The organism is Oculatella sp. FACHB-28, assembly GCF_014696015.1.
In the GTDB taxonomy this organism is placed as follows: Bacteria; Cyanobacteriota; Cyanobacteriia; order Elainellales; family Elainellaceae; genus JAAUTN01.
Genome location: NZ_JACJPJ010000085.1, coordinates 32478 through 56772, shown reverse-complemented (window position 1 = coordinate 56772; position 24295 = coordinate 32478). Strand labels below are relative to the sequence as shown.

General features: G+C 50.0%; 24 protein-coding genes. 13 read left to right on the top strand and 11 right to left on the bottom strand.

Annotation, left to right across the window (positions count from 1 at the left end; all coding sequences use genetic code 11):
• Positions 1 to 58: 58 nt before the first annotated feature.
• From H6F88_RS20690 to H6F88_RS20675, 4 genes are all read right to left on the bottom strand, one after another.
• Complete coding sequence (locus H6F88_RS20690) at positions 59 to 1243, bottom strand: M23 family metallopeptidase (protein WP_190644616.1); 1185 nt, start codon at positions 1241 to 1243, stop codon at positions 59 to 61.
• 17 nt (positions 1244 to 1260) lie between these two features.
• On the bottom strand, positions 1261 to 1875 hold the full coding sequence (locus H6F88_RS20685; RefSeq protein WP_190644615.1) for a LysE family transporter: 615 nt from the start codon (positions 1873 to 1875) through the stop codon (positions 1261 to 1263).
• 149 nt (positions 1876 to 2024) lie between these two features.
• Entirely contained in the window at positions 2025 to 2507 is a 483-nt protein-coding gene (locus tag H6F88_RS34595) for an Lrp/AsnC family transcriptional regulator (RefSeq protein ID WP_347277719.1), read from the bottom strand.
• Between the two features lie 183 nt (positions 2508 to 2690).
• Positions 2691 to 3383: a hypothetical protein gene (locus H6F88_RS20675; protein ID WP_190644614.1), complete on the bottom strand. Its 693-nt coding sequence runs from the start codon at positions 3381 to 3383 to the stop codon at positions 2691 to 2693.
• 227 nt (positions 3384 to 3610) lie between these two features.
• Here H6F88_RS20675 and H6F88_RS20670 point away from each other — a divergent pair, with 227 nt between their 5' ends.
• From H6F88_RS20670 to H6F88_RS20660, 3 genes are all read left to right on the top strand, one after another.
• Positions 3611 to 4783: a BMP family ABC transporter substrate-binding protein gene (locus tag H6F88_RS20670; RefSeq protein WP_190644613.1), complete on the top strand. Its 1173-nt coding sequence runs from the start codon at positions 3611 to 3613 to the stop codon at positions 4781 to 4783.
• 48 nt (positions 4784 to 4831) lie between these two features.
• Positions 4832 to 5914 (top strand): ABC transporter permease, encoded by a 1083-nt coding sequence (locus H6F88_RS20665; protein ID WP_190644612.1) that lies wholly within the window; start codon positions 4832 to 4834, stop codon positions 5912 to 5914.
• A gap of 72 nt (positions 5915 to 5986) precedes the next feature.
• Positions 5987 to 6913, top strand: a complete 927-nt coding sequence (locus tag H6F88_RS20660; protein ID WP_190644611.1) for an ABC transporter permease — start codon at positions 5987 to 5989, stop codon at positions 6911 to 6913.
• Positions 6914 to 7133: 220 nt separating this feature from the next.
• Here the strand turns inward: H6F88_RS20660 and H6F88_RS20655 are convergent, their stop codons facing one another.
• On the bottom strand, positions 7134 to 7463 hold the full coding sequence (locus tag H6F88_RS20655) for a hypothetical protein (RefSeq protein WP_190644610.1): 330 nt from the start codon (positions 7461 to 7463) through the stop codon (positions 7134 to 7136).
• An 84-nt stretch (positions 7464 to 7547) separates the two neighbouring features.
• Between H6F88_RS20655 and H6F88_RS20650 the strand changes: the two genes are divergently transcribed.
• From H6F88_RS20650 to H6F88_RS20630, 5 genes are all read left to right on the top strand, one after another.
• Entirely contained in the window at positions 7548 to 8567 is a 1020-nt protein-coding gene (locus H6F88_RS20650) for a formamidase (protein ID WP_190644609.1), read from the top strand.
• A gap of 111 nt (positions 8568 to 8678) precedes the next feature.
• Positions 8679 to 9365, top strand: a complete 687-nt coding sequence (locus tag H6F88_RS20645) for an isochorismatase family cysteine hydrolase (protein ID WP_190644608.1) — start codon at positions 8679 to 8681, stop codon at positions 9363 to 9365.
• A gap of 129 nt (positions 9366 to 9494) precedes the next feature.
• Entirely contained in the window at positions 9495 to 11042 is a 1548-nt protein-coding gene (locus H6F88_RS20640; RefSeq protein ID WP_190644607.1) for an ABC transporter ATP-binding protein, read from the top strand.
• A 9-nt stretch (positions 11043 to 11051) separates the two neighbouring features.
• A complete protein-coding gene (locus H6F88_RS20635; RefSeq protein WP_190644606.1) occupies positions 11052 to 11771 on the top strand; it encodes an isochorismatase family cysteine hydrolase in 720 nt (239 codons plus the stop codon).
• 6 nt (positions 11772 to 11777) lie between these two features.
• Complete coding sequence (locus H6F88_RS20630; protein WP_190644605.1) at positions 11778 to 12176, top strand: glutamyl-tRNA amidotransferase; 399 nt, start codon at positions 11778 to 11780, stop codon at positions 12174 to 12176.
• A gap of 63 nt (positions 12177 to 12239) precedes the next feature.
• On the opposite strand, the gene H6F88_RS20625 is transcribed toward H6F88_RS20630, so the two are convergent.
• Positions 12240 to 13019, bottom strand: coding sequence for an exosortase-dependent surface protein XDP2 (locus H6F88_RS20625; protein WP_190644604.1), 780 nt, complete (start codon positions 13017 to 13019; stop codon positions 12240 to 12242).
• A gap of 487 nt (positions 13020 to 13506) precedes the next feature.
• Here H6F88_RS20625 and H6F88_RS20620 point away from each other — a divergent pair, with 487 nt between their 5' ends.
• A complete protein-coding gene (locus H6F88_RS20620) occupies positions 13507 to 14118 on the top strand; it encodes a glutathione S-transferase N-terminal domain-containing protein (RefSeq protein ID WP_190644603.1) in 612 nt (203 codons plus the stop codon).
• Between the two features lie 9 nt (positions 14119 to 14127).
• Here the strand turns inward: H6F88_RS20620 and H6F88_RS20615 are convergent, their stop codons facing one another.
• The 4 genes from H6F88_RS20615 to H6F88_RS20600 form a co-directional block, all read right to left on the bottom strand.
• On the bottom strand, positions 14128 to 15102 hold the full coding sequence (locus H6F88_RS20615) for a J domain-containing protein (protein ID WP_190644602.1): 975 nt from the start codon (positions 15100 to 15102) through the stop codon (positions 14128 to 14130).
• A 177-nt stretch (positions 15103 to 15279) separates the two neighbouring features.
• A complete protein-coding gene (gene dnaK, locus H6F88_RS20610; protein ID WP_190644601.1) occupies positions 15280 to 17433 on the bottom strand; it encodes a molecular chaperone DnaK in 2154 nt (717 codons plus the stop codon).
• A 138-nt stretch (positions 17434 to 17571) separates the two neighbouring features.
• The gene (locus tag H6F88_RS20605) at positions 17572 to 18588 is read right to left on the bottom strand and encodes a homogentisate phytyltransferase (protein ID WP_190644600.1); all 1017 of its coding nucleotides are present in this window, start codon (positions 18586 to 18588) and stop codon (positions 17572 to 17574) included.
• A gap of 68 nt (positions 18589 to 18656) precedes the next feature.
• Positions 18657 to 19499 carry a methyltransferase domain-containing protein gene (locus tag H6F88_RS20600; protein WP_190644660.1) on the bottom strand — a complete coding sequence of 281 codons (843 nt, stop codon included), beginning with the start codon at positions 19497 to 19499 and terminating at the stop codon, positions 18657 to 18659.
• Between the two features lie 87 nt (positions 19500 to 19586).
• On the opposite strand from H6F88_RS20600, the gene H6F88_RS20595 reads away from it, so the two are divergent.
• The 4 genes from H6F88_RS20595 to H6F88_RS20580 all read left to right on the top strand — a co-directional run bounded on the left by H6F88_RS20595 (position 19587) and on the right by H6F88_RS20580 (position 23487).
• Positions 19587 to 20921, top strand: a complete 1335-nt coding sequence (locus H6F88_RS20595) for a TrkH family potassium uptake protein (protein ID WP_190644599.1) — start codon at positions 19587 to 19589, stop codon at positions 20919 to 20921.
• A 96-nt stretch (positions 20922 to 21017) separates the two neighbouring features.
• Positions 21018 to 21713, top strand: a complete 696-nt coding sequence (locus H6F88_RS20590) for an NAD-binding protein (RefSeq protein ID WP_190644598.1) — start codon at positions 21018 to 21020, stop codon at positions 21711 to 21713.
• 78 nt (positions 21714 to 21791) lie between these two features.
• Positions 21792 to 22952: an anhydro-N-acetylmuramic acid kinase gene (locus H6F88_RS20585; RefSeq protein ID WP_190644597.1), complete on the top strand. Its 1161-nt coding sequence runs from the start codon at positions 21792 to 21794 to the stop codon at positions 22950 to 22952.
• Positions 22953 to 23037: 85 nt separating this feature from the next.
• Positions 23038 to 23487 carry a hypothetical protein gene (locus H6F88_RS20580; RefSeq protein ID WP_190644596.1) on the top strand — a complete coding sequence of 150 codons (450 nt, stop codon included), beginning with the start codon at positions 23038 to 23040 and terminating at the stop codon, positions 23485 to 23487.
• 13 nt (positions 23488 to 23500) lie between these two features.
• Here the strand turns inward: H6F88_RS20580 and H6F88_RS20575 are convergent, their stop codons facing one another.
• Entirely contained in the window at positions 23501 to 24250 is a 750-nt protein-coding gene (locus H6F88_RS20575; protein WP_190644595.1) for a hypothetical protein, read from the bottom strand.
• Positions 24251 to 24295: the final 45 nt, after the last annotated feature.

The window sequence follows — 24295 nt, the reverse complement described above, 5'->3', positions numbered from 1 at the left end:
TGACAAATCAACGTATTTTGTGCAGTGTACTGCTTTGGTGATTTTGCAGATGAAATTTTTAGAGAAACCCTAGGGGATTGACGGGTTCGCCGTTTTGCCGGACTTCAAAGTGCAAATGAGGTCCGGTCGAAAATCCAGTGGAGCCAATAGCGGCGATCGCCTGTCCTTGCTGCACGGTTTGTCCTTCGCTGACGTAAAGTTCACTGGCGTGCCCGTAAAGCGTGGTTAAGTCGCCCCCGTGACTGATAACGACAGCATTGCCGTAGCCGCCGTACCAGCCTGAAAAAATCACCACGCCTGCATCAGCAGCTTGAATTGTGCTGCCGTGACTTGCGCCAAAGTCAATTCCAGCGTGAAAGCGACGATAGCCTAGGATGGGATGAACGCGCCAGCCAAAGTTGCTAGTCACAATGCCGATCGAGGGATAGGTGAATTGCCCCGTACCTCGAACCACTGGACCCGGGATTGAAAGGCGCTGCCGAATCAAAACGGCGATTGTAGCGGAGTCTCTTTCTAGCTGGGCTTCTGCTTCTTCTAGGGCATTGCGGTCTTGGCGCAGGCGAGCAATCAGGTCTTGTTGAATTTTTGACTGGGCTTCAAGTTGAGATTTTTGGGCAAGAAGCTGTTGGGTCAATAAGGCAATATCATTCTTTTGGCGCTCAATGGTGCGTTTGCGCTGATTCAGGTTGTCAAATTGAGCTTTTAAGTTAGCCAAAATTTGGCGATCGGCTTGATAAACCAGTTTGAGTTGACGGCGGCGATCGAGAAATTCGTTGAGATTATTACTTTGCAGCAAGACAGCCCAGCCCTGACCACCCTGCTGCCGCTGCAAGAAACGGAGTCGAGCGACAGTGCCAAGCTGTTTATCTTGGAAGCCTTTTTCGGCGATCGCCAATTCTGCCTGTAGTTTCTTCAGGTTCTCTGTTGCGGCTTTAATCTGTGCCTCATTCTGCTGAATCTGTGCGGCGGTAGTGCGAATGTTGTTTTGCAAACCGCCCAACCTCTCTTGGGCAGACTGTTCCAGATTTTGCAGGCGATCGCGCTCTCGCTGTAGATCGTCCCGCTCTTGCTCAATCTGCTGTCGCTGCTGCTGCAAATTTTCCACTGACCCAGACTGCGCTAACGGCAGGGCTGGCAGCGCATGAGTTAAGGAGGTTGAGCCAAGTGCCAGAAACAGACATAGCCCAAGCACTATTTTTAGAATGATTTGACGCAACTTGAGTTGACTCAGCAGTTTAACCATGTCCTGAAACTGTTAGCTTACCCTCTCAAGCTGAGGGCGATCGCACCAAAGGCCAGCAAAATTGCACCCGAAATTCTGTTTAACCACTGCAACCCATTTGAGTTAAACCGTCGTCGAAACAAACTAACTCCTCCACTCAGCAGCAACCACCATAGCGCCGATCCTAAAAACACCCCTAAAACCAAAACTCCAGCCGCTGCGTAGCTGCCGCCAGCGCTAGCCAGACCCAAACCTGCAAACACTGCTGCAAACGAAAGAATAGTAGCAGGATTGGTCAGCGTCAATACAACTGTTGAAGCATAGGCTGTGAAAAGACTGCGTGATTTGCTAGAAACAGTTGATTCAGCAGGCTTAGACACAATTGTCTTCACTCCCAAATAGCAAAGAAACAAACCACCAATCAGCCGAACCCAAAGCGCTTGTCCAACTAGCAGATCGGCTACAAACGTCAGACCAAATCCAGCAACACACCCATACATTGCATCCGCCGTTGCAGCCCCCAAACCTGACAAGAAGCCAGAGGCAATTCCCTCGGTTAAGGTGCGGCGTATGCATAGTACACCAATTGGCCCCACGGGTGCAGCGATGGAAAATCCAAGGATCAGTCCTCGCCCTAAAAATCCAATGTCCATGCTTTAAAGTCTCCTCGATAGATGCAATGTGCGATTTCTTCTAAGTTTTTTGTGGGATGGGCTTGCCCGCTTACATTGAGCAGCCATCTCGTTGCTCCATAGGGAACCCAGGTTTCAAGGACTTTACCTGTCCCTCACGTCGTTGATACCTACCCTTGAACCGTTTCTAAATCGGCTGGGAATTGGAGCGGCAAAACAGGAGTTTCCTTAGTTGTTGAAAGCACGATGGTGGTTCGAGTGCGCAAAATTCCGGGTAACCCTTTTAAGTTTTCGCTGACTAGTTGCTCCAAGCCTCGCGTGTTGCGGCATCGTACTTTGAGCAAGTAATCATCGTCACCCGTGACATGATGGCATTCCTGAATCTCCGCTAATTCCTGTACTCGCTGTAAGAAAGTAGCTCGATGTGGATGCTCCAGTGTTACTGCGATGAACGCAGTTAGCTCACAGTCGACGGATTCAGGGTCGATTAGGGCGGTATACCCCTTAATAATTTTGCGTTCCTCTAAGCGACGAACCCGTTCAGCAGTTGCAGGAGCAGAGAGTTCTAAAATTCCAGCTAACTCTGACCAGGTGATGCGCCCCTGATCCATTAGACTTCGCACTACCTTGTAATCTGTCGAATCTAGACTCACAAAGTTGTTTTTATTAGGTCTGTTAGATATTTATAATTATTTTATAAGGCTGAGTCAAGCGTATTGGTCAACAAACGGAACTCAGACATCTCTGTGTAGATGCCTGAAGAAGGTTAGGGAGGTTTGCTAGAGAGGCGTAAGGATTTGCTCTGTTATAGGGAAAATTGGGTTTGGTAGCGTTGGTTATTTTTTGGGATTGAAGGGAAGAGCGTCTGACCACGGCACTTTCTTGATCAGAAAAGTGGCAGGCAAGACATAGGAGCGATCGCTCCTTCCCTCACCCGATAGGTCAATCATCTTCACCACCAGTCGTAGCGAAAAGGTAATGTCTGCTTTGCGCTCCATAAAGTCAGCGTAGAGTTTCTTCATCTTGTCTGACTTCTTGCCAGCTTTCTCAATTCCGAATAGATCAATGATTGGAGAGGCTGTTTCCAAGCTGCCATCGATGTTCATCTTGAGAATATCTTCAGCCGTAAACTCTTCCTTTAAGGTTTTGCCAGGGGGCACAACGCTAGGGACTTGCTGCTCAGAAAGGTTGAAGCGCTTGTCAGGGGTGAGGCGGATGACTCGGCGCGATCGCCCCTCGTGATCGGTTAGGGAACTGTGGTCCCAATTCACCTCAAAAGATTGGTCAGTGGATTTGTTCTCCAGGGACATCGATAGCTTTTTGGGCTGTTCCTCAAATTTGTAGCGATCGTCAAATCTGAAATTGAGATTAATCAAATCCCTTAGCTCTTTCTCCTCCAAAGTCTGATCGAGTGTAGTGCGATCAAAGTGAAAGGTCGTCTGGTCATCCAACGTATTGATCGCCTGATAGAGCACATACACAACCGAGATGATGTAGACCGTCAGAATGAGCAAATCTAGTTCAGTCATGGCTTGGCAAAAAGAGCAAGTTAGGCAAACGTTGGACGAACAAAAGTGACGACTGAAAAACGAGGTTTCTTCAGTATCAGGGATTTGAGTACGTTTAAGCGTCTTCCCGATTTCTTCCCGATTTTCTCCCTAATTCTTCACGTCAGTGATGTAGCTTAGCACCCATCACCGATACGCACGTTTAAGCCTGTCGCTAGCATAGCCGTCCCTTTTCCAGAGAGGAAACCGTGAGTAATAGAAAGCTTCTACACCTATCTCGCCGCCAAGTCATTCGAGGCTTGCTTGCCACGACGGCTTTTGGCATTACTGCTCGTTTTGGCACTGGGTGCAGCTCAGCCGAGGGGGGTGGGGGTGCTACAGACCAAGTTACGATGGGCTTTATTTACGTTGGACCCAAAGATGACTACGGTTACAACCAGGCACACGCAGAAGGCGCAGCTGGGGTTGTAGAGAGTTTTGATTGGGTCAAGATCGTTGAAGAAGCCAGCGTTCCAGAAACCACTGCGGTTGAGGAATCGATGCGAAGCATGATCGATATTGACGGTGCAACTGTCCTCTTCCCCACATCTTTTGGCTACTTTGACCCTCACATTCTCAAGCTGGCAGAAGAATATCCCGACGTACAGTTCTTTCACTGTGGTGGACTTTACCAGGAAGGAACGCATCCGGTTAATGTAGCTAGCTACTTTGGCTACATCGACGAGGCACAGTACATTGCTGGAATCGTTGCTGCTCACACGTCCAAAACTGGAAAATTAGGATTTATCGGTGCAAAGCCAATCCCTCAAGTTCTCAGAAACATTAACAGCTTCACGCTGGGTGCCCGCAGTGTCAAACCCGAAGTGACGACGCAGGCTATTTTTACCGGAGATTGGGCCCTGCCAGTCAAGGAAGCAGAAGCTGCAAACAGCATGGCTGACCAGGGAATTGATGTGCTCACCTGCCACGTGGATAGCCCCAAAGTGGTGATGGAAACAGCAGAAAAGCGGGGCATTTTTTCCTCTGGTTATCACGCTGACCAAACGGCTCTAGCACCCAAGGGCTATCTCACGGGTGCTGAATGGGATTGGACGAGCGTTTATTCCAAGATCGCTGAAGACATTCACGCTGGCAAAAACTTGATGGATGGCAGCATTCCTCATATCCTCCGGGGCGGTTTGGCTGAGGGCTTCTGGAAGCTTTCAGAGTACGGTCCAGCAGTGAGTGAGCAGGCAAAGCAGGATGCTGAAGCCGCCAAAGCTGCCTTTATGGACGGCAGTATGGTGATTTACAACGGTGAGATTAAGGACAACACGGGCGCAGTTGTGGTTGAAGCGAGTCAATCGCTGAAGCAGCAAGACCCTGTGCTGGAGCAGATGAATTATCTAGTCGAAGGGGTGATTGGTAGCGTTGCTAGCTAATCGCCCCTTATCCTTCATCCCTCATCCCCTATCTCTCATTCTTTCACCATGGTCACTCATCGTAAAACCCTGGAATCTATCTGCATTCCGGTTGGCGCTTTAGCCTTTTCACTCGTCCTGTTTGGCGCATTTTGCGCGGCTGCGGGGGCAAATCCTTTTGGCGTATATGCCTCGATTTGGAAGGCAGCATTCGGCAGTTGGAGCACGTTTCAAAATACGCTGATTCGAGCTTCACCGCTGATGTTAAGTGCCTTGTGTACGGCGCTTCCTGCTCGGCTAGGGTTGGTGATTATTGGCAACGAGGGCGCATTAGTCGTGGGTGGCTTGGGTGCAGTTGCGGCTGGATTGGCACTGTCTACTGCCCCACCTACGGTTGTACAGATCGGTATGGCACTGGCAGGAATGGCAGCGGGCGGTTTGTGGATTGGTGCGGTCGGTGCATTGCGGCACTACCGCGCTGTGAATGAGACGATCAGCAGTTTGCTGATGAACTATATTGCGATCGCCCTGCTCAACCACTTAGTCGGTGGTCCCATGCGCGACCCCAGTTCGCTCAACAAGCCTTCCACCTATCCGATCGCCGAAATTAATATGTTGGGTTCTATTCCTGGCACTCGAATTCACTATGGACTGATTTATGGACTGATTGCCTGTGCGATCGCCTACTTCCTGATTCAGCGCACCACCTTTGGCTTTGCCGCTCGAACTGCGGGAGGAAACATTCGCGCCGCCCGCATCGCCGGACTACCCGTCGGCAAACTAACGATGGCAATTTGCTTCCTGGCAGGCTCCTGTGCAGGTTTGGCGGGCATGGTTGAAGTTGCAGCCGTTCATGGTCGCGCCAACGAATCGCTAAATGCTAACTACGGGTATGGCGGCATTCTGGTTGCCTTCATTGCTCGACATAATCCGCTAGCGGCGGCACTCGTGTCTATCATGCTAGGCGGCATTCTTGCGAGTGGTGGCATTTTGCAGCGATCGCACAACCTCCCAGACGCAACCGTTCTCGTCTTTCAAGGGCTTGTCTTCCTGGTCGTTCTATTTAGCGAATCGCTCTACGGCAAGTTTGCCATCTTCAAAGAGCCAATTGTAAAGGCCCCACCGACACCCGCAGTTACGGCGGTGGGGTGAGGAATTTGGGGGTTGTAGAGACGCGATTAATCGCGTCTCTACAACCCCCACACCTATAAGGAGATTCTACTAATGGCAACAGAAGCACTCGGTTGGTGGGGCGTACCATTGGCGATCGCCACTGGTATGATGCGCGGGGGAACGCCCTTCCTATTTGTCAGCTTGGGTGAATGTCTGACCGAAAAGAGCGGCAAAATCAACCTGGGTTTAGAAGGAACGTTGCTGATGGGTGCGATGAGCGCCTACGCCATTTCCTATCTCACCGGGTCGCCCTGGTTAGGCGTGATTGCCGCTGGACTCGCGGGCGTGGTATTCGGTTTAATTCACGGTTGGCTTTCTCAGCAGCCCAGGGTGAATGACGTTGCGGTGGGCATTGCCATGATCATTTTTGGCAGCGGCATCGCCTTTTTCTTGGGAAAGCCATTCATTCAGCCGTCTGCTCCACAACTAGCAACGATTAATTTAGGAGCCTGGAGCAGTTTGCCGCCTGTGCAGTCGGCATTACAGATTAGCCCCTTGTTTTTGTTGGGTGTGGCAATCGCCCCCCTAATGCACTGGTTCTTTCAATCAACTCGCTGGGGTTTGTTTATCCGGGCAGTGGGCGACAGCCCTGAAGCTGCTAGAGCAATGGGCGTTTCCATCTTCAAGGTGCGAATGCTCAGCGTCGTAGCAGGCAGCTTTTTAGCCGGAATTGGCGGAGCTTCCTTATCGCTCTACTATCCCGGGCTCTGGAGCGAACGGGTTTCTAGCGGTCAAGGCTTGATGGCTGTCGCTCTCGTAATTTTTGCTCACTGGAACCCGATTCAATGTCTCTGGGCTTCTCTCTTGTTTGGGGGTGCTCAGGCACTGGGACCGGCACTTCAGTCGGTCGGCATTGAGCAGGGCTATTACTTGTTCAACGCTGCCCCTTATGTGTTGACCTTGCTGATTATGATCATCACCTGTTCACCAAAACGCACGCTGTCCGGTGCGCCAGGTGCCTTGGGCACAGATACTTAGGAGGGACAAGGGAACGCAATGTGTAACTTTTTCTAGCCTCTTGTGGGATGGGCATCTTGCCCGTCCAAATCAATCAGGCAAGATGCCTGCTCCACAGGAAACCAAGGTTTCCAGGAATCTAGTTGCACATCGTGTAGGGCGATCGCACCTTATAAATGGTCTACAAAGTTCCGCTGTTTAAGCTCAAGGTTGCAGCATTTCAGGTCAAAGTCTCACCGTTCTAGTTCAAACCCCTACCATTCCTGTTTAGAACAGCATCGTTCTTGTTCAAAACAGCATCGTTCTTACTTAGAACAGCATTGTTTTTGTTTAGAACAGCATTATTCTCACTCAGAACAGCATTGTTCTTGTTTGAAGCGACATCGTTCCTGTTTAAGACTGCATCATTCTTGTTTAGAACAGCATCGCTCCAGTTCAGGACTCCATTCTCCGGGTTCAAACCCTCATTTGCCGAACTCAAACCCTCATCTCTAATCAACCTCGTTCCAAGACTCTGCCTTGGAATGTAAAACCAGAGGCTCTGCCTCCAGAAAACAAGTGGCAGAGCCACTTCAAATGCACTCCCAGATAGAACCTGGGAACAAGTAATGAACAAGTTTTACCTTTCATCTCTCATCCTTTATTCCTCATCCCTATGAATGGTCTTGGCGGCTTAAACAAATCTCCTAACGGCGTAGTTCTCGGCATGGTGCAACTGCAACTGCCAACGGTAGTTACGCCCGATGACCTGGCAGCGCAAACCGATCGCGTTTGCGACATGGTTGGCAAAGCTCGGCGCAATATGCCCACGATGGACTTGGTGGTGTTCCCAGAATATGCTCTGCACGGGCTATCAATGGACACCAATCCAGAGATTATGTGTCGGTTGGATGGTCCAGAAGTTGAGGCGTTCCAGACTGCCTGTCGGGACAACCGCATCTGGGGTTGCTTTTCCATCATGGAATACAACCCACACGGCAACCCCTACAACAGCGGCATCATTCTGGACGACAAAGGTGAATTGCGGCTCTACTATCGCAAGCTGCATCCCTGGGTACCTGTAGAACCCTGGGAGCCGGGAAATATCGGCATTCCAGTCTGTGAAGGTCCAAATGGCAGTGCGATCGCCCTAATCATCTGTCACGACGGCATGTTCCCCGAAATGGCACGAGAGTGTGCCTACAAAGGAGCCGAAATCATGATTCGCACGGCGGGTTACACCGCTCCAATTCGGCATTCTTGGCGCATTACCAATCAAGCAAACGCCTTTTGCAACCTGATGTACACCGCCTCGGTTTGCATGTGCGGCACTGACGGCACCTTTGACTCGATGGGCGAAGGCATGTTCGTCAACTTTGACGGCACTCCGCTAGTAATGGGTAGCCACCGTCCTGATGAGATTATTACTGCCGAGCTGCGTCCCGACTTAGTGCGTGAAGCCCGCAAGCATTGGTCAGTTGAGAATAACATCTACCAGTTTGGGCATCGCGGCTACACCGCCGTCAAAGGCGGAGCGCAAGACTGCCCCTATACCTATATGCAGGATTTGGTGAACGGCAACTACCGCCTCCCTTGGGAAGAACAAGTCGTTCACACAGACGGTACTTCCTGCGGTTTCCCGGCCCCAACCCGCACTTACCAGGGCGAAGAAGTTCCAGCCGACGTGTTGGGTTAGTCAGCCCTGTAGGTTGGGTTGAAGCATGAAACCCAACAAGCTCAAACTTTTGCAAACGTTGGGTTTCGCTTTGCTCCACCCAACCTACCCGGCTTTAGGAGGTTATGAATCATGGGTCTTTACGTCAACTCAGAACCCTACCTCTATCCTTACAACGGTGAGCTACGTCCAGGCAACACCGTGCTGCTGATCATCGACATGCAGACCGACTTTTGTGGCATCGGCGGCTATGTAGACAAGATGGGCTATGACCTTTCCCTCACCCGTGCCCCAATTGAACCAATCAAACGGCTACTAAGCGTGATGCGTAAAAAGGGATTTCACATCATGCATACCCGCGAAGGACATCGCCCTGATTTGTCAGATTTGCCTGAGAACAAACAGTGGCGATCGCGCCAAATTGGTGCAGGCATCGGCGATCCCGGACCCTGCGGCAAAATTCTCGTGCGTGGCGAATCGGGCTGGGAAATCATTCCTGAACTGGCTCCCCTTCCTGGCGAGACGATTATCGACAAACCCGGCAAAGGTTCCTTTTACGCTACCGATCTAGACCTGTTGCTTCAGCGCAAAGGCATTCAAAACATCATTCTGGCAGGCGTAACAACCGATGTTTGCGTCCATACCACCATGCGCGATGCCAACGATCGCGGCTACGAATGCCTGCTGCTCTCCGACTGCACCGGAGCTAGCGACTACGGCAACCACCTTGCTGCCCTAAAGATGGTGACCATGCAAGGCGGCGTGTTTGGTGCGATCGCCCCCTCCACTGCCCTAATCGAAGCCCTCCAAACCCTGTAGGGGCTTAGCATTCGGTAGGCATCCTTGCAACCCCAATTTAAACTCTGCCCGAATGCTAAGCCCTAATTCCCGGCTCAGTTCCACCGTTCGTGAAGCAGGCAACCCCATGCTGTTGAGGAAAACAAACCCATGACAACCGCGACCGAAAAACTTTCCACCGTTGAGATCGAAAAGCCGCCAGAGCTAGAAGTCGTCAGCATGACCAAACGCTTTGGCAGCCTGGTTGCTCTAGATAACGTCTCCCTGCATCTCAAACCGGGAACCTTTCACGCGCTGTTGGGCGAAAACGGAGCCGGTAAAAGCACCCTGGTCAAGTGCGTCATGGGATTTTACACACCCACATCGGGTGAAGTATTGATCAATCAGCAGAGTCGGGCGATCGCCAGCCCCCGCGATGCCCACAAATACGGAATTGGCATGGTCTACCAGCATTTCACCTCCGTCCCCGCCATGACGGTAGCTGAGAACCTGGTGCTGTCTCGCTTTGATAGCACGAACTTGATCAACTGGAAAGCTGAATACGAGCAGCTTAATGCCTTCATGAAAACGGCACCCTTTCAAGTGCCACTGGATGTTCCCATTGCTCAGCTTGCCGCCGGACAAAAGCAAAAACTAGAAATCCTCAAACAGCTCTATTTCAAGAGCAAAATTCTCATCCTCGACGAACCGACCTCCGTCTTGACTCCCGGTGAGGCAGACGAGGTACTGGGCTTGCTGCGCGAACAGGTGACTGCTGGAAAGCTCAGCGTCCTGATGATTTCCCACAAATTCCGGGAAGTGATGGCCTTTGTTGATGAAGTCACAATCTTGCGAAAAGGCAAATTTGCAGGACACGGCATGGTGCGTGACCTGACCGTCTCCGACATGTCTGAAATGATGATGGGTGATCGCCGCGAACCCACCCCCGTCGAGAAAACAGACCATCCCGATCCGGTTCCCGTTTTAGAAATCAAAGATATCTGTGCCAATAAAGACAACGGCTTAGAAGCAGTCTTAGGTGTTAACCTGACCGTTTACAGTGGCGAGATCGTTGGCATTGCAGGAATCTCAGGCAACGGACAGCGAGAACTGGTAGAAGTGCTAGCTGGACAGCGCTCCGCCACCAGCGGCGAAGTTTGGGTAAACGGCGAACCCTACAACGCCACTCGGCGGGAGATGTATAAACACAAAGTCTTTGCTCTGCCAGAAGAACCACTCCATAACGCCTGCGTGCCTCACATGAGCGTGGCAGAAAATATGGCACTACGAACCTTTGACCGTCCACCCCAAGCAAAAGGCTTTTTGCTCATCTTGAAAGCCATGCGCCAAGCCGCTCAAGGTTTAATCCAGCAGTTTTCGGTCAAAACCCCCTCACCTGAAACGCCCGTCGGCAATCTTTCAGGGGGAAATGTGCAGCGGACCGTTTTGGCAAGGGAATTGTCTGCTGATCACATCAAACTACTGATGGCTGCCAACCCCTGTTTTGGCTTAGATTTTGCCGCTGTCGAATTCATTCACGGTCAAATTGTTGCAGCCCGCAATCGAGGAGTCGCCGTCCTTCTGGTCAGCGAAGACCTGGACGAGTTGCTGAAGCTATCTGATCGCATTCTCGTAATCAGCGGCGGCAAGTTTGTCTATGAAAGTGCGATCGCCCAAGCTGACTTCGCCACCATCGGACGCAGTATGGCAGGACATTAGAGGAAACCTATGATCACCATTCCCGCTAAACCCTACGGTTACGAACTGCCTCTGACTGGCGTAGCACTGATCATCATTGACATGCAGCGAGATTTCCTGGAACCAGGCGGTTTCGGAGATGCTTTAGGAAATGATGTCAACCGATTGCAGGCGATCGTACCAACGCTAAAACAGTTACTTGAGGCATTTCGGCAGTATCGCTTACCCATCTTTCACACAATTGAGTGTCACCAGCATGACCTAGCAGACTGTCCGCCCGCCAAACTCAATCGGGGTAAAGCTGCGCTCAAAATTGGTGACCCCGGACCGATGGGACGAATCCTGATCAAAGGCGAACCTGGAAACGGCATCATTTCAGAACTGGCACCCGTCTTGGGAGAAACCATCATTTACAAGCCAGGAAAGGGCGCTTTCTACAACACCAACCTGGCTACCCATTTGCAAGAACGAGGCATCACTCATCTGTTGATTACCGGCGTAACTACCGAAGTCTGCGTTCAGACCACGATGCGAGAAGCCAACGATCGCGGCTATGAGTGCCTGCTAATAGAAGACTGCACCGAGAGCTACTTCCCTGAGTTCAAGCAAGCCACGCTAGAAATGGTTTGCGCTCAGGGCGGCATTGTTGGCTGGACTGCTCCCGCCGCTGCGGTCTTACAAGGACTAGCAGAAACGGGCTGGGATACTCCCAAGGCTGCTCTGGATTTAGTCAATACTCCGGTTGGTTAGGTGCAGATGAAGAAAATTTACCTGGCAGTCAACGGCACCCTGATGCGCGGACTGGAATTAAACCAAAACTTGCAAAAAGCGGACGCTGAATTTGTGCGAGAAACCATTACAGAACCCGCTTATCGGCTCTGGTCAATTGGCGATCGCCATCCCGCCATGATGAAAGTTGCTGAAGGAGGAGCAGCGATCGCTGTCGAAATCTGGGCAGTTCCTCCCGCAGGCGTTTGCCAGATTTTGCTACAAGAACCCCCCGGGCTTTGCATTGGCAAGGTTCGTTTGAACAATGGCGAAGTGGTTCTAGGTGTTCTTGGAGAAGCCTTTCTCTGCAAAGACCAACTTGAAATTACTCAATGGGGCGGCTGGCGTGCCTACACCACAAGCTGTAAGCCAAAACTCTTGAGATAGATAAAAAGGGGTGGGACAAAGTCCCACCCCCTTCTCAGGCACTTAACTTCTAGAAGAACCGAGTTAAGCAGGATTGCCTGCTTTGCGGCGGCGAGAGGTGGCGATCGCACCTGCCACCAAGCCCAAACCTGCTAAAGTAGCGGGTTCAGGAACAGAAGTAGCTGAACCTGCTACTTTCCAATCCGGACCGTTGTATGCAGCACCTCGGCTAGCTACACGGACTCCAAAGATTGGGCTGGCTACTCCCAGGTCTGCCAAACTGATGCCCAAAGAGCCAACTCGCTGAGTGCCGCTAATTTCCTTCGTATCGATGCCGTACCCAGCGTATTGCCATTGTCCCGAATAGGAAGTTAGCAGATTGCCAATCACCCTTCCGCTGGCATCAAGCGCCTGAATGTCTAGCTTACTGTTCATGCCTCTCTCCCAGAAGAACAAGTTGTCTACTGCGGAGGAGAAGAAAACATCAATGACCGAGCGTCCTGAATCTTCAGTATCGATAATGCTGTTCAGGTTCAGGTTGCCCAGAGCCGCGACTGCACTGTTGTTGTCAAGCCGCTCTTGCTGAGTGCCAATCGTTGCTTGATCTCCCATATCAGCGCTGGCAGCGCCAGTATTTCCGCCTGTCCATAGATCGTTGCTGATGATGTTAGCTCGATTAACCAGGGCAAAATCGTCAATCACGCTTCCATCGGTGAGTTTAACTGAGTTTAGAAGAATGTTGCCTTTGGGATTGTTGCCCGAAAAATTGTTCGTGAACGAAAAAGCTTGAGCTGGAGCATTAGAGAAGGCTAGAACGCTGCTCGCTATCAGCCCAGCACAAGTTGCAATGTATTTTAGTTTCATCGTTTTGCTTGTTTAGTACTTACGCAGTTAAAGCTTGAATTGCTTTAGATCCATCAATTTGGACTTGTAAATCTAAAGAAGGTCTAGCCAATTGATAGGGAATAACAACACAGAAAATGTTGCATGATTCAAGGTTATTGATGAAACATTGAAGCGGCAATGAGTAAAACACTAATTTCACTCAAATTTCTTAAAAGCTTTTCTGTCAGATGATTCCACGTAGAAGAGAAGGTATTCTGCGCGTAAAACGTGAGTACAATTCTGCAATAGAGAATAACTAATACCGTCAAATTACTAGCTTTTTCTTTTCTCTATTCCTATCTGAGGCAAATGTTTATGCCAAGAAGTTAGGCGACTCGTGTTATCACCTAATATTCCCCTGAAGTTTTCTCCTGATAGTTTTACTGACGTGAGGGTAAAACTTCTACAATGCAGCCTTAATCTATTCGCATTACAGTGGATTTATTGTTTCGTTAAACCTGACTTTATGATTGATTTGTACACATTCACTACTCCAAATGGACGCAAGGCTTCTGTAATGCTGGAAGAGGTTGGTTTACCTTACAGCGTTCATGTCATTGACATTCGTAAGAATGATCAATTCACGCCAGAGTACGTGACCATCAACCCGAATAGCAAGATTCCGGCAATCGTCGATCAAGATACGGGTATGAAGATCTTTGAGTCAGGTGCGATTTTGATTTACCTGGCAGAAAAGACGGGGAAGCTGATGCCGACTGAGCCAAAGAGCCGCTACGAGGTGCTGCAATGGCTGATGTTTCAAATGGGGGGTGTGGGTCCGATGTTCGGGCAACTCAACCACTTTCGTAAGTTTGCGCCAGAGCAAATTCCCTATGCGATCGCCCGCTACGAAAAAGAAACGCTGCGGATCTATGGTGTACTGGACAAGCAGCTTCAAGATCGCGAGTTCATCTGTGGTGACTATTCCATTGCCGATGTTGCAACCTATCCTTGGGTTGCAATCTACGAGTTTCAAGGCTTAACCCTTGATGATCACCCTAATCTAAAGCGATGGGTTGAGACGGTAGGTCAAAGACCCGCTGTGCAGCGCGGTATGGCAGTTCCGACGTTGACTTGAGCGCAATTGCTACAGAGATAGCCCGACGCGAGGGTTAAAGGTTTCAAGCTGGCGCAGCTTTTCGTAGAGATCTCGTTCCTGGGGGCTGACTTCCTTGGGAACGATGATCTGGATCTCAACGATTTGATCGCCGCGCCGTCCGTCAAGCGGATAGCCTTTGCCACTCAGCCGCAGTTTTTGCCCTGACCGCACGCCCGAGGGAATCATCATCTTCACTAAACCGTCTAGCGTGGGCACCTCGATCGCCCCACCTAAGACAGCTTCAACTGGGGTGACGGGAAGCTGGCAGAAGATGTCTGAGCCTTCTACCTTAAAGAAAGAGTGAGGCGCTACGTCAATTTTGAGATACAGGTCACCTCCAGATACACCCTGACCTTTGAGCCGGATGCGTTGCCCTGTGACCATTCCAGGCGGCATATTGACCTCTAGCGATCGCCCATCTTCCAAGCGAATTCGCTCTCTGCCGCCCTGATAGGCTTTGTCTAACGGTACGCTCAGGCGTGCTTCAGCATCTCGGCGACCAGGACGAGATGAGGTGACAGTATAAGCGGTTTTAGTGTTTCCTGGACGATAGGGATCGCGAGCCGTGGTGCTGCGGGTCGTTCCACCAGAAGCATCTGCACGGCGGTTGAGAAGCTGGTCTACGAAGCTATTAAAGTCAGGAAAATCGCTGAAATCGACTTCTTGGGTGGCAGTGCGATCGCCCCCCCGGTTGTTCCAGCTTTTTGAGCGGGGTGTATTGCCCTGAAAGCCTCCCTGCTTCCAGAAACGGCTGAACTGATCGTATTGCGCCCGTTTGCTGGTATCAGACAGGACTTCATAGGCTTCCCCTACGTCCTTAAACTTTTCCTCAGCAGCCTTATCCCCTGGATTTAAGTCTGGGTGATACTGCCGTGCGAGTCGGCGGTATACCTTTTTAATTTCTTCAACCGTTGCATCTCTGGGAACGCCCAGAATCTCATAGTAGTTCCGAAAGTTTTGCATAGGTGAATTGGCGATCGCTATGACGTTCCATAAAGGTTGAAAGAAGGGAGGGGGTAGATGGCAAACAGAAAACCTGCTGCAACGGTTTAATCGATTCAGCTTAGAGAATCAGGCTATATGAATTAGATAGGGTCACTAATCATACATCTTCTCTCAACTCCTGGCTGATCGCCACATCTACCAGCCATCATCATCATCCCAATCATCATCAACGGGGGCATTGTAACGACCACCGCCAGTGCCATACCCACTGTTGTCATAGGAGGGACGATTGTTGTCGGAGGGGCGACGGGGCGAGCGAGATGGCGCATCCCAATCGTCTTGATCCCAACTATCTCGGTTATAGGAATTATTGTCCCTACTATAAGAGTCACGAGCGTAGGGGTCACGAGCGTAAGGATCACGCGCATAGGGGTCGCGGGCGTAAGGATCACGGTCGTAGGGATCGCGATCCCGTTCGCCGGTAAAGGTGCGCTTGATGGAGCCGAAAAAGTCATCCTCCTCATCCAGCTCTTTGGCGTACTGATAAACTTCTCGCCGCAGTTCATACAGAGCGTCTTGCAGCTCAGCTTGAGCAATGTCGATACCCCGATCATCTTCTTGCGCTAGGCTTTCTCGCAATTCCTGGATCAGGTTTTCGATGCGACGGCGATGGTTGCTGGCGTACTGCATGCCAAAATCCAGGGCAACTTCGCGAAGCTGACGTTCTGCCTGAAAGGTGAGTGCTTCTGCTTTGGTCCGTTTTTCCACCCGCTCTCGTCTTTCTCGGTCGGAGGCAGAAAACCGCTCTGCTTCCTGAATCATCCGGTTGACTTCAGATTCACTCAGCGTGGAAGCGCCTTGAACGGTGATGCCTTGCTCTCGTCCAGTGGTTCTATCCAGGGCGGTCACTTGAAGGATGCCGTTTGCATCAATGTCGAAAGAGACTGAAATTTGCGGTACGCCTCGGGGAGCCGGAGGAATGCCCATCAGCTTAAAGCGTCCCAGGGATTTGTTGTCAGATGCCATTTCGCGCTCACCCTGGAGAACGTGAACTTCTACCAGGGTTTGATTGTTCTCAGCAGTGGAGAAAACATCCGAGCGACGAACCGGGATCGTGGTGTTGCGCGGAATCAGTTTTTTCATCACGCCGCCAATCGTTTCTAAACCCAACGACAGCGGAGTAACGTCTAGCAGCAGAATATCTCTCACTTCCTGGGTGAGAATACCTGCCTGGATTGCCGCACCAACAGCGACCACTTCGTCAGGATTGACGTTTTGGTTGGGTTCTTTATCGACGAGCGATCGCACCAACTGTTGCACCAGCGGAATGCGCGTAGATCCGCCCACCAATACCACTTCATCAATCTGTACTGGACTTAGCCCTGCATCAGTTAGAGCTTGCTTGACGGGCAGCCGCAAGCGGCTAATCAGATCACCACACAGCCCTTCAAACTGAGAGCGAGTCAAGCGGGTTTCTAAATGCTTTGGCCCATCTTCGGTAGCAGCGATAAAAGGCAAGTTAATGTCAGTGACACTGACCCCAGAAAGCTCAATTTTAGCTTTTTCGGCTGCTTCCATGAGCCGTTGCAGGGATTGGCGTTCCCGCCGCAGGTCAATTCCCTCAGTTTCTAAGAACTGTTCTGCTAACCAATCCACAATCTTTTTGTCGAAGTCATTGCCGCCTAGCTGAGTGTCGCCGCTAGTTGCCTTTACTTCAAATACGCCATCCCCAACTTCAAGGATGGAAACATCGAAGGTGCCACCGCCCAAATCGAATACCAGGATGGTTTGGCTCTCTTGGTTGTCCAAGCCGTAGGCCAGGGAGGCAGCAGTCGGCTCATTCAGGATGCGTTTTACATCGAGTCCGGCAATTCGCCCTGCATCTCGCGTTGCCTGTCGCTGAGAGTCATTGAAATAAGCTGGGACGGTGATTACTGCACCCGTGACCGGTTCACCTAGATAACGGCTGGCTTCTTCTGCCAGTTTTCGCAGCACCATTGCCGAAATTTCTTCGGGAGCAAATTCTTTTTGAAGGCGAGGGCACTTGATTTTGACGTTGCCATACTCGTCTTTGCGAATGGTGTAGGGAACTCGCCGGGATTCTGGAGTCAGTTCGGTGTACTTGCGTCCGATATAGCGCTTTACGCCATAGAAGGTGTTTTGTGGATTTAGCACGGTCTGCCTGCGGGCCATCTGACCGACTAGCCGTTCGCCCTCTTTGCTAAAGCCAACCACAGAGGGGGTAGTTCGCATTCCTTCTGCATTGGCTATGACAATAGGCTTGCCGCCCTCCATAACGGCTACAACTGAATTGGTTGTGCCTAAGTCAATGCCGACTACTTTACCCATGCGTTGGGACTCTCCTCTCGTGATCTACGTGATCTAGTTGTTGAAGCTGTTGAACTAGCGTGATGAAATTTTATACTTTGACACTAATATTTGCTTGTCAAATCCACTTCGATTCTATCTTGCTGGGATGGCTACCTTTCAAACTAGCAGGCAAGCGATCGGAAAGATGAAGTATTCCAGAAAAAACAGTTTCCAGATGAACTGGTAAAAAGCGGTGTAGGAGAGTGTGCCTGCTACATTTTTGCCCTGCTTGTCGTTCAAATCTACCTTGAAGCTTTGCCACCAGAGGGCAAACAACGTTAGGAGGTGTGTACCAATCAGGAATACAGCATTTGTGGAAGGCAGAAATGCACCTACCAGGATGATGGCTATATAAGAGACGGTTAGTACCCAGCGGGCCAGGTTGAACACGGTTTGCTGTCCTAGCCGCAGGGTGAAGGTCGAAATGTTGTAGAGGCGATCGCCTTCCAGATCAGGAATATCTTTGAAAATGGCGATCGCAAACGTAAACACCAGAATAAATAGCGTCAGTGCCCAAACCGACAGTGGAATTCCGTCAATTCCTTCAAACTGCTGGCTAAAGTGCAGAAACAGCCCTAGATTGACGATCGCCCCCCGTACTGTGAAGATGCACAGCGAAGCCCAGAACGGAAACCGCTTCAAACGAATGGGTGGGAGAGAATAAGCAGTTCCAATCGCCAGGCTTGACCATACCATTGCTGCTAGAAACCGACCTTGCCAGACTGACAACGCCAGCGCTGCCACTCCCGTAACTATCACAATCGCCCAGGCTTCCCGCCGAGAAAATTCCCCTGATGCCAACGGCAGGTGAGGTTTATTCACTCGATCAATCGCCACATCTTCAAGCTGGTTTAGCCCCACGATATAGATGTTGCCGCAGAGACAGGCGATCCAGGCAAACAGCAGGGGCAGGAGGCGATCGCCAATCGATGCACTTTCCGTTTGCCATTCCCCATTTCCAATTGCCCAACTGATGGCGTATAGCCCCAAAACACTGAGGCTAGTGCCAATAACTGTATGCGGACGGGAAAATTTCCAGAAGGCATAGAGCCAGGGGGCATGTTTTTGAACCAGGTTTGATTTTGCAGCACGATGGGAAGAAATGGAGGATTCTTGCGGAGAAATCTGGCTCATGGATGCCCAAGTGATATTCAGGCTTTATCTTAAGCAATTCGGGGATCGTTTCAAAGACCGAACCTAGCCTAGCGAGTGCCACAGAGCAAGCCAAACTTGATTAAGCCCTGCTGGTAGCCTCGCTGCATCAGTCCCAGTGAGAGCGCTGCCTGAATCGTTGTCCAACCTGAGAAAAGCAAGCCCAATAGGGCAGCAGGCGTAAGAGCAGAATCGATCACGATATCCCAAAATGGAGCTACAGCGGCAGACCAGTCTGCTGTACGGACGTTTTGAAAGTTGAGCTGGTGGGCGATCGCCTCATATTCTGGCAGCGAAATCACATGAGGCAGGCAATACACGCGGTAGATTTCTGCTAGATGCTTTTGCTCATCCTGGCTGAGTGGTGAATGAGGCGGCTGAGCCGGACGGTGGCACCAAGTCGCCATTAAAAATAGTCCGCCTGGCTTCAGTACTCGATAGCATTCCTGCAAAAACTTGGTCTTGTCGGGCATGTGTTCGCCGCTTTCCAGTGACCAGACTAGATCAAATGACTCGTCAGCAAAAGGCATATTCAGCGCATCGGCAACCTGAAAGCTGGCGTTGATGCCAGCAGCGGTGGCGCGTTCGGTGGCGCGATTTGCCTGGACGGGACTGAGCGTGATGCCAGTGGCGATCGCCCCAAACTTTTCAGCCAGGTACAGCGAACTGCCGCCAATGCCGCATCCCACATCTAGAATTTGCTCTGCCTCGCGAACTTCCCCCCATTTCAGCAATTCCTCAATCAGGTCAATTTGCGCTTGCCGTCGCTCTTTGCGTTCATTACCTGCCGCGCCATAATAGCCGTGATGCATGTGCTCACCCCAGATCTGCTCCCACAGACCCGAAGAAGCGTCATAAAATTGCTGGATTTGCTGTTGCAGAGTTGAAGTCATCAGTTGAGAGTAATCTTTATACAAGGGCATTCAACTATCTTGAATGAATTTGAACGAATTTAGCCTTTGTTAGTCATAAACTAGCCCATGACAGTTTCTAGAACGATTTGCCTGGGATTTATTACGGTCATCGCCATTGGCACCTTACTGCTGCTCATGCCCTTCTCTACGAGTGAAGGAACCTGGAATGACCCAGTTGTTGCTCTATTTACCAGCACTTCAGCCGTTTGTGTCACCGGGCACATCGTTGTTGATACTGCAACCTATTTCTCTCCCATTGGACAATTCTTTATTCTTGCCCTGATTCAAATTGGTGGGTTGGGATACATGACTGCAACCACTTTCCTGCTTTTACTAGTGGGGCGCAGGTTTGCACTACGAGACAAGATTGCAATTCAGCAAGCTTTAGACCGACCTGGCATTCAAGGTAGCACTCAAGTTATCCAGTCGGTTATTGCACTTACAGTAATCTTTGAGATTACTGGGATGCTGCTTCTTTTAATCGTCTTCTCGCGAGATTATGATTTTGGTCGTGCTTTATGGCTGTCTATTTTTCATAGCATTAGTGCCTGGAATAACGCTGGTTTTAGCTTGTTTAGCGATAATCTAATCGGCTATCAATCATCAGTGATAGTAAATCTGGTAATTCCAGGATTAATTATTTTTGGTGGTATTGGCTACGAGGCAATTTTTGAGATGTATCTCTGGCTACGTGACCATCTATTTAGACGACCTGAGAAAATTATCATTTCTCTCAACTTCAAAGTTGCTGTTAGTACGACCATCATTCTTCTGCTCGTTGGAACGGTCGCAATTTTCCTTGCTGAGTTAAATAATCCTGAGACCCTTGGTTCTATGGATTTTGCCACCAAAATTATGGCTGCTTGGTTTCAGGCAGTAGTTCCCAGAACAGCCGGATTTAACTCAATTAATATTGGTGAAATGACGACTGCCGCGCTGTTCATCACGATCGCCTTAATGTTCATAGGAGGCAGTCCTGGCGGGACTGCTGGCGGCATAAAAACAACGACTTTACGTATTCTTACTAGCTCTACAAAAGCAATTTTGCAGGGAAAGGAAGAGGTTGTTTTGTATGACCGTCAAGTGCCAGTCAATCTAATTCTAAAGGCAATTGGAGTGTTGGTCGGCTCGGCTACCACTGTGATCTTAATGACAGCTTTAATTACATTTACTGATCCAGATGTAGATTTTATTCTAGTTTTGTATGAAGTCGTATCAGGCTTTGCAACAGTTGGACTTTCAACTGGAATTACGGCTGGTCTTTCGATTTTTGCTAAGCTGGTTTTAGTGGCCACAATGTACATCGGACGAGTTGGAGTTTTGCTCTTGATGTCAGCGATTCTGGGAGATCCAAACCCCACTGCGATTCGGTATCCCGAGGAAAACTTGTTGGTTGGTTAGTGTTGGCACATTTGAATCTTGATACCCTAGAAGGGTATATCTCTCGCTTGTATTAATAAAGATGGGGCTTAGGATAAGTAACCCTGGAGTCAATCTGTGAATTTATCTTCTCTGAGTTTCTTTCGCAGCCTGCGTACTACAAATAAGCAGTTTGCAGTAGTTGGATTAGGGCGGTTTGGACGGGCGGTTTGTTCTTCATTGCATCGCTTGGGCTACGAGGTTTTGGGGGTTGACTCTGACGAAAAGCGAGTTTCTCAAGTTTTGACCGATCAGTGGGCTGCTCATGCCATACAGTTAGATTCGACATCTCCCTCTGCCCTCAAAGAAGCTGGAATTTTTGAGTTTGATACGGTGATTGTAGCGATTGGCAACTATGTCGAGGAAAGCGTGATCACGACAATGAATTTGAAGGAGAATGGCGTATCCCATGTGGTAGCCAAGGCTTCTTCAGAAATTCATGAGAAGCTGCTGCGAAAGGTTGGAGCTGATCATGTCATTTTTCCAGAGCATGAGATGGGTTGTGCTTTAGCGCGATCGCTCACCAAACCCAGCATTCTGGATCGGTTTGAGCTTGACCCAGACCATAGCATCGTCGAGGTGGTCGTTCCCGCAGAGTTTGATGGCAGAACGATCACCGAGTTAGAACTGCGATCGCGCTACGGGCTAAACCTGCTAGCTGTCAGTCAGGGCGAGAAATTTGAAATTAATCCCAGTCCGGTAATGCGTTTGTACAAAGGTTCAGTCATGGTCGTGATTGGCTCTAATCGCTGTATTGATCGCTTGCCTGTTTAGAGCAACGCTTCACTGACTAATAACTGAGGACTGTGCGGGTATGCTAGCGCTCATACCCAAACTTTTGATCTGTCTCCTATGACACGAGTAATTGGACTAATCAGCGGCACTTCGGTTGATGGTATTGATGCAGCACTAGTAGACATCTCTGGTACAGATCTCGATTTGCAGGCAACACTAATTGCCGGAGCAACGTACCCCTACCCTGATGAGTTGCGATCGCAGATTCTCTCCGTCTGTAGCGGCAAGGCTATCTCGATGGCAGAGCTAGCAGAATTGGATGATGCGATCGCCGCTCAATTTGCCCAAGCTGCTCTCTCAATTCAGGTGAACCAACCCCAAGCAGAACTGATTGGTTCACACGGTCAGACGGTGTACCATCGCCCTGTTGATTTGGGGGTAAAAAACTCCATCTCCCTGGGCTACAGTCTGCAGCTGGGGAGAGGATGCGTAATTGCCCACCTCACGGGTATCCCTACCGTGAGTAATCTTCGGGCTGCTGATATTGCGGCAGGTGGGGAAGGCGCGCCTCTAGTTTCTCGAATTGATGCCTGTTTGTTGAGCCATCCCACTGATAGTCGGTGTGTTCAAAACATCGGCGGCATTGGCAACCTGACGTACCTTCCTGCTACCCAGAAGCAAGCCGTTCTATTTGAAGGCATTCAGGGGTGGGATACAGGCCCCGGTAACACACTGTTAGATTTAGCAGTGCAGCACCTTTCAGACGGGCAGCAAACCTATGATGAGGACGGGGCATGGGCGGCAATGGGTAAACCTTGCGAGGCGCTAGTCAACCAATGGCTAGAACATCCCTATTTCCAGCAGTCACCCCCCAAATCAACAGGACGAGAACTGTTTGGTTGGGACTATTTCAACCAATGCCTCCTGGATGCGGAACCCTACGGGCTCAGCCCTGCCGATCTGCTGGCGACTCTGACGGAATTGACCGTAGCAACGATCGCCCACAGCTACCAGACTTTTTTACCAGAAATGCCCGACCAAGTGCTGCTCTGTGGTGGCGGCAGCCGCAATCTGTATTTGAAGCAACGGCTGCAAGCTCTACTAGGCAAAATTCCGGTCTTGACTACGGATGAAGCAGGGCTAAATGCAGATTTCAAGGAAGCGATCGCCTTTGCAGTGCTAGCATACTGGCATAATCTTGGCATTCCTGGCAATCTACCCGGTGTAACAGGTGCAAGACATGCAACACCTTTAGGAGAACTTCACCTTGTGGCTTAAGGTTTGCGTGATAACATAAAATGCCGTTAGAGTGCCATGTAAGCGGCATTTATGCTGCACAAGGTAGGAGATAGGAATTAGATCTGTGGCTCATACCTTTTTAATGGAGGCAGGACGCTGGACCTTACAGGGAAACTGGCTCGACCGAGATGGGTTGCCCGTTTCTGTCAAAGGAAAGATTCTAGTTGCTTGGAGCCGTGACAACTGGTACACGATGGTGACCAAGCTGATGTTTCCAGGGACCGAGCGCGAAGAAATTGCCTTTCAGTATCGCGGGCGGCTGAATGTAGGTGAGCGTCAGTACACATTTGTACTTCAGCACAGCCTTTTAGGACGAGTAGAAGGGGAAGGCTGGATTGCACCAGAGTCAATTGTGCAACGCTATTGGGTACTAGGCGATCGGCAGCGCCGTACTGGATTTGAAGCGCTTCATCAGCTTGATGACAACAAATACCGCCTCTCTAGCAGCGTCATGGCAGGTCATTACCTTACCAGCACGATGGAGGCTTCTGTCGAACGGCAGCTAGATGAGTAACTTAACGAGAACCTCAAACATCATGAACTTCCTGATGGCTTAGCATCTCGTCAGAGTAGAGAACCGTAAGCCGATAGGAGAGAGAGTGATTCCACAGATCGATAAAGTCACTCACGTAATAGGGCAGTGATTTGTCAGTAATCGAAAAGTTTGCATCATCTAAATCATAGAAGTGGAATCTTTCGATCGGTTCAAATCCTTGTGGTTCTAAAATATTGGCTCTGTAATTGCCTTTCTCATCCAAATCAGAAAAGCAATAGACCTGATAGTAATTGCCGCCTAAAATCTCACGGTATTGAACCATTACGTAGATATCGACTGGACGCAGGGGCAAACCCAGGGCGATCGCCAGTCTTTTTTGAAAGGGCAGCATGGGGCAGCGAATACTACTGCGAATCCCGTAATAGCCGACTTTGTCAGCCTGAAGCGGATACTTTCGGTAACGCGGCTGCACATAGTTTCTCAAAAAAGTAGCAATGTCAACCCCTTCTTCTGTATAAGCTCCAATGGCGCTGATATGCAGGTCATAAGCAGGAACATTGCCAACATTATAAATTTCTAGCTTCACGCCATTCTCATGAATATCACACTGCATATCGCAGTAAAGATGAGGAAAAGCAGAAATTTTTAGTTGCTTCTCAATTGCGTTTTTATAAAAGTTATTTTCCTGTCGAAGTTCACGCAGAATTCTATAAGTAAACCAGGCGTAAAAACCCGTTATGACTAACAGTATTGCAATACCCGTTAAAACAAAAGGCTCCATTATTAGGTACTAGTTAAACTCCAGGAGTGTAATAAAAACGTCAGG

Excerpts from the sequence above, each read along its gene's own strand:
- H6F88_RS20690 (WP_190644616.1), bottom strand. The coding sequence starts at position 1,243 with ATGGTTAAACTGCTGAGTCAACTCAAGTTGCGTCAAATCATTCTAAAA.
- H6F88_RS20685 (WP_190644615.1), bottom strand. The coding sequence starts at position 1,875 with ATGGACATTGGATTTTTAGGGCGAGGACTGATCCTTGGATTTTCCATC.
- H6F88_RS20675 (WP_190644614.1), bottom strand. The coding sequence starts at position 3,383 with ATGACTGAACTAGATTTGCTCATTCTGACGGTCTACATCATCTCGGTT.
- H6F88_RS20665 (WP_190644612.1), top strand. The coding sequence starts at position 4,832 with ATGGTCACTCATCGTAAAACCCTGGAATCTATCTGCATTCCGGTTGGC.
- H6F88_RS20660 (WP_190644611.1), top strand. The coding sequence starts at position 5,987 with ATGGCAACAGAAGCACTCGGTTGGTGGGGCGTACCATTGGCGATCGCC.
- H6F88_RS20650 (WP_190644609.1), top strand. The coding sequence starts at position 7,548 with ATGAATGGTCTTGGCGGCTTAAACAAATCTCCTAACGGCGTAGTTCTC.
- H6F88_RS20645 (WP_190644608.1), top strand. The coding sequence starts at position 8,679 with ATGGGTCTTTACGTCAACTCAGAACCCTACCTCTATCCTTACAACGGT.
- H6F88_RS20640 (WP_190644607.1), top strand. The coding sequence starts at position 9,495 with ATGACAACCGCGACCGAAAAACTTTCCACCGTTGAGATCGAAAAGCCG.
- H6F88_RS20635 (WP_190644606.1), top strand. The coding sequence starts at position 11,052 with ATGATCACCATTCCCGCTAAACCCTACGGTTACGAACTGCCTCTGACT.
- H6F88_RS20630 (WP_190644605.1), top strand. The coding sequence starts at position 11,778 with ATGAAGAAAATTTACCTGGCAGTCAACGGCACCCTGATGCGCGGACTG.
- H6F88_RS20625 (WP_190644604.1), bottom strand. The coding sequence starts at position 13,019 with ATGAAACTAAAATACATTGCAACTTGTGCTGGGCTGATAGCGAGCAGC.
- H6F88_RS20620 (WP_190644603.1), top strand. The coding sequence starts at position 13,507 with ATGATTGATTTGTACACATTCACTACTCCAAATGGACGCAAGGCTTCT.
- H6F88_RS20615 (WP_190644602.1), bottom strand. The coding sequence starts at position 15,102 with ATGCAAAACTTTCGGAACTACTATGAGATTCTGGGCGTTCCCAGAGAT.
- dnaK (WP_190644601.1), bottom strand. The coding sequence starts at position 17,433 with ATGGGTAAAGTAGTCGGCATTGACTTAGGCACAACCAATTCAGTTGTA.
- H6F88_RS20605 (WP_190644600.1), bottom strand. The coding sequence starts at position 18,588 with ATGAGCCAGATTTCTCCGCAAGAATCCTCCATTTCTTCCCATCGTGCT.
- H6F88_RS20600 (WP_190644660.1), bottom strand. The coding sequence starts at position 19,499 with ATGACTTCAACTCTGCAACAGCAAATCCAGCAATTTTATGACGCTTCT.
- H6F88_RS20595 (WP_190644599.1), top strand. The coding sequence starts at position 19,587 with ATGACAGTTTCTAGAACGATTTGCCTGGGATTTATTACGGTCATCGCC.
- H6F88_RS20585 (WP_190644597.1), top strand. The coding sequence starts at position 21,792 with ATGACACGAGTAATTGGACTAATCAGCGGCACTTCGGTTGATGGTATT.
- H6F88_RS20575 (WP_190644595.1), bottom strand. The coding sequence starts at position 24,250 with ATGGAGCCTTTTGTTTTAACGGGTATTGCAATACTGTTAGTCATAACG.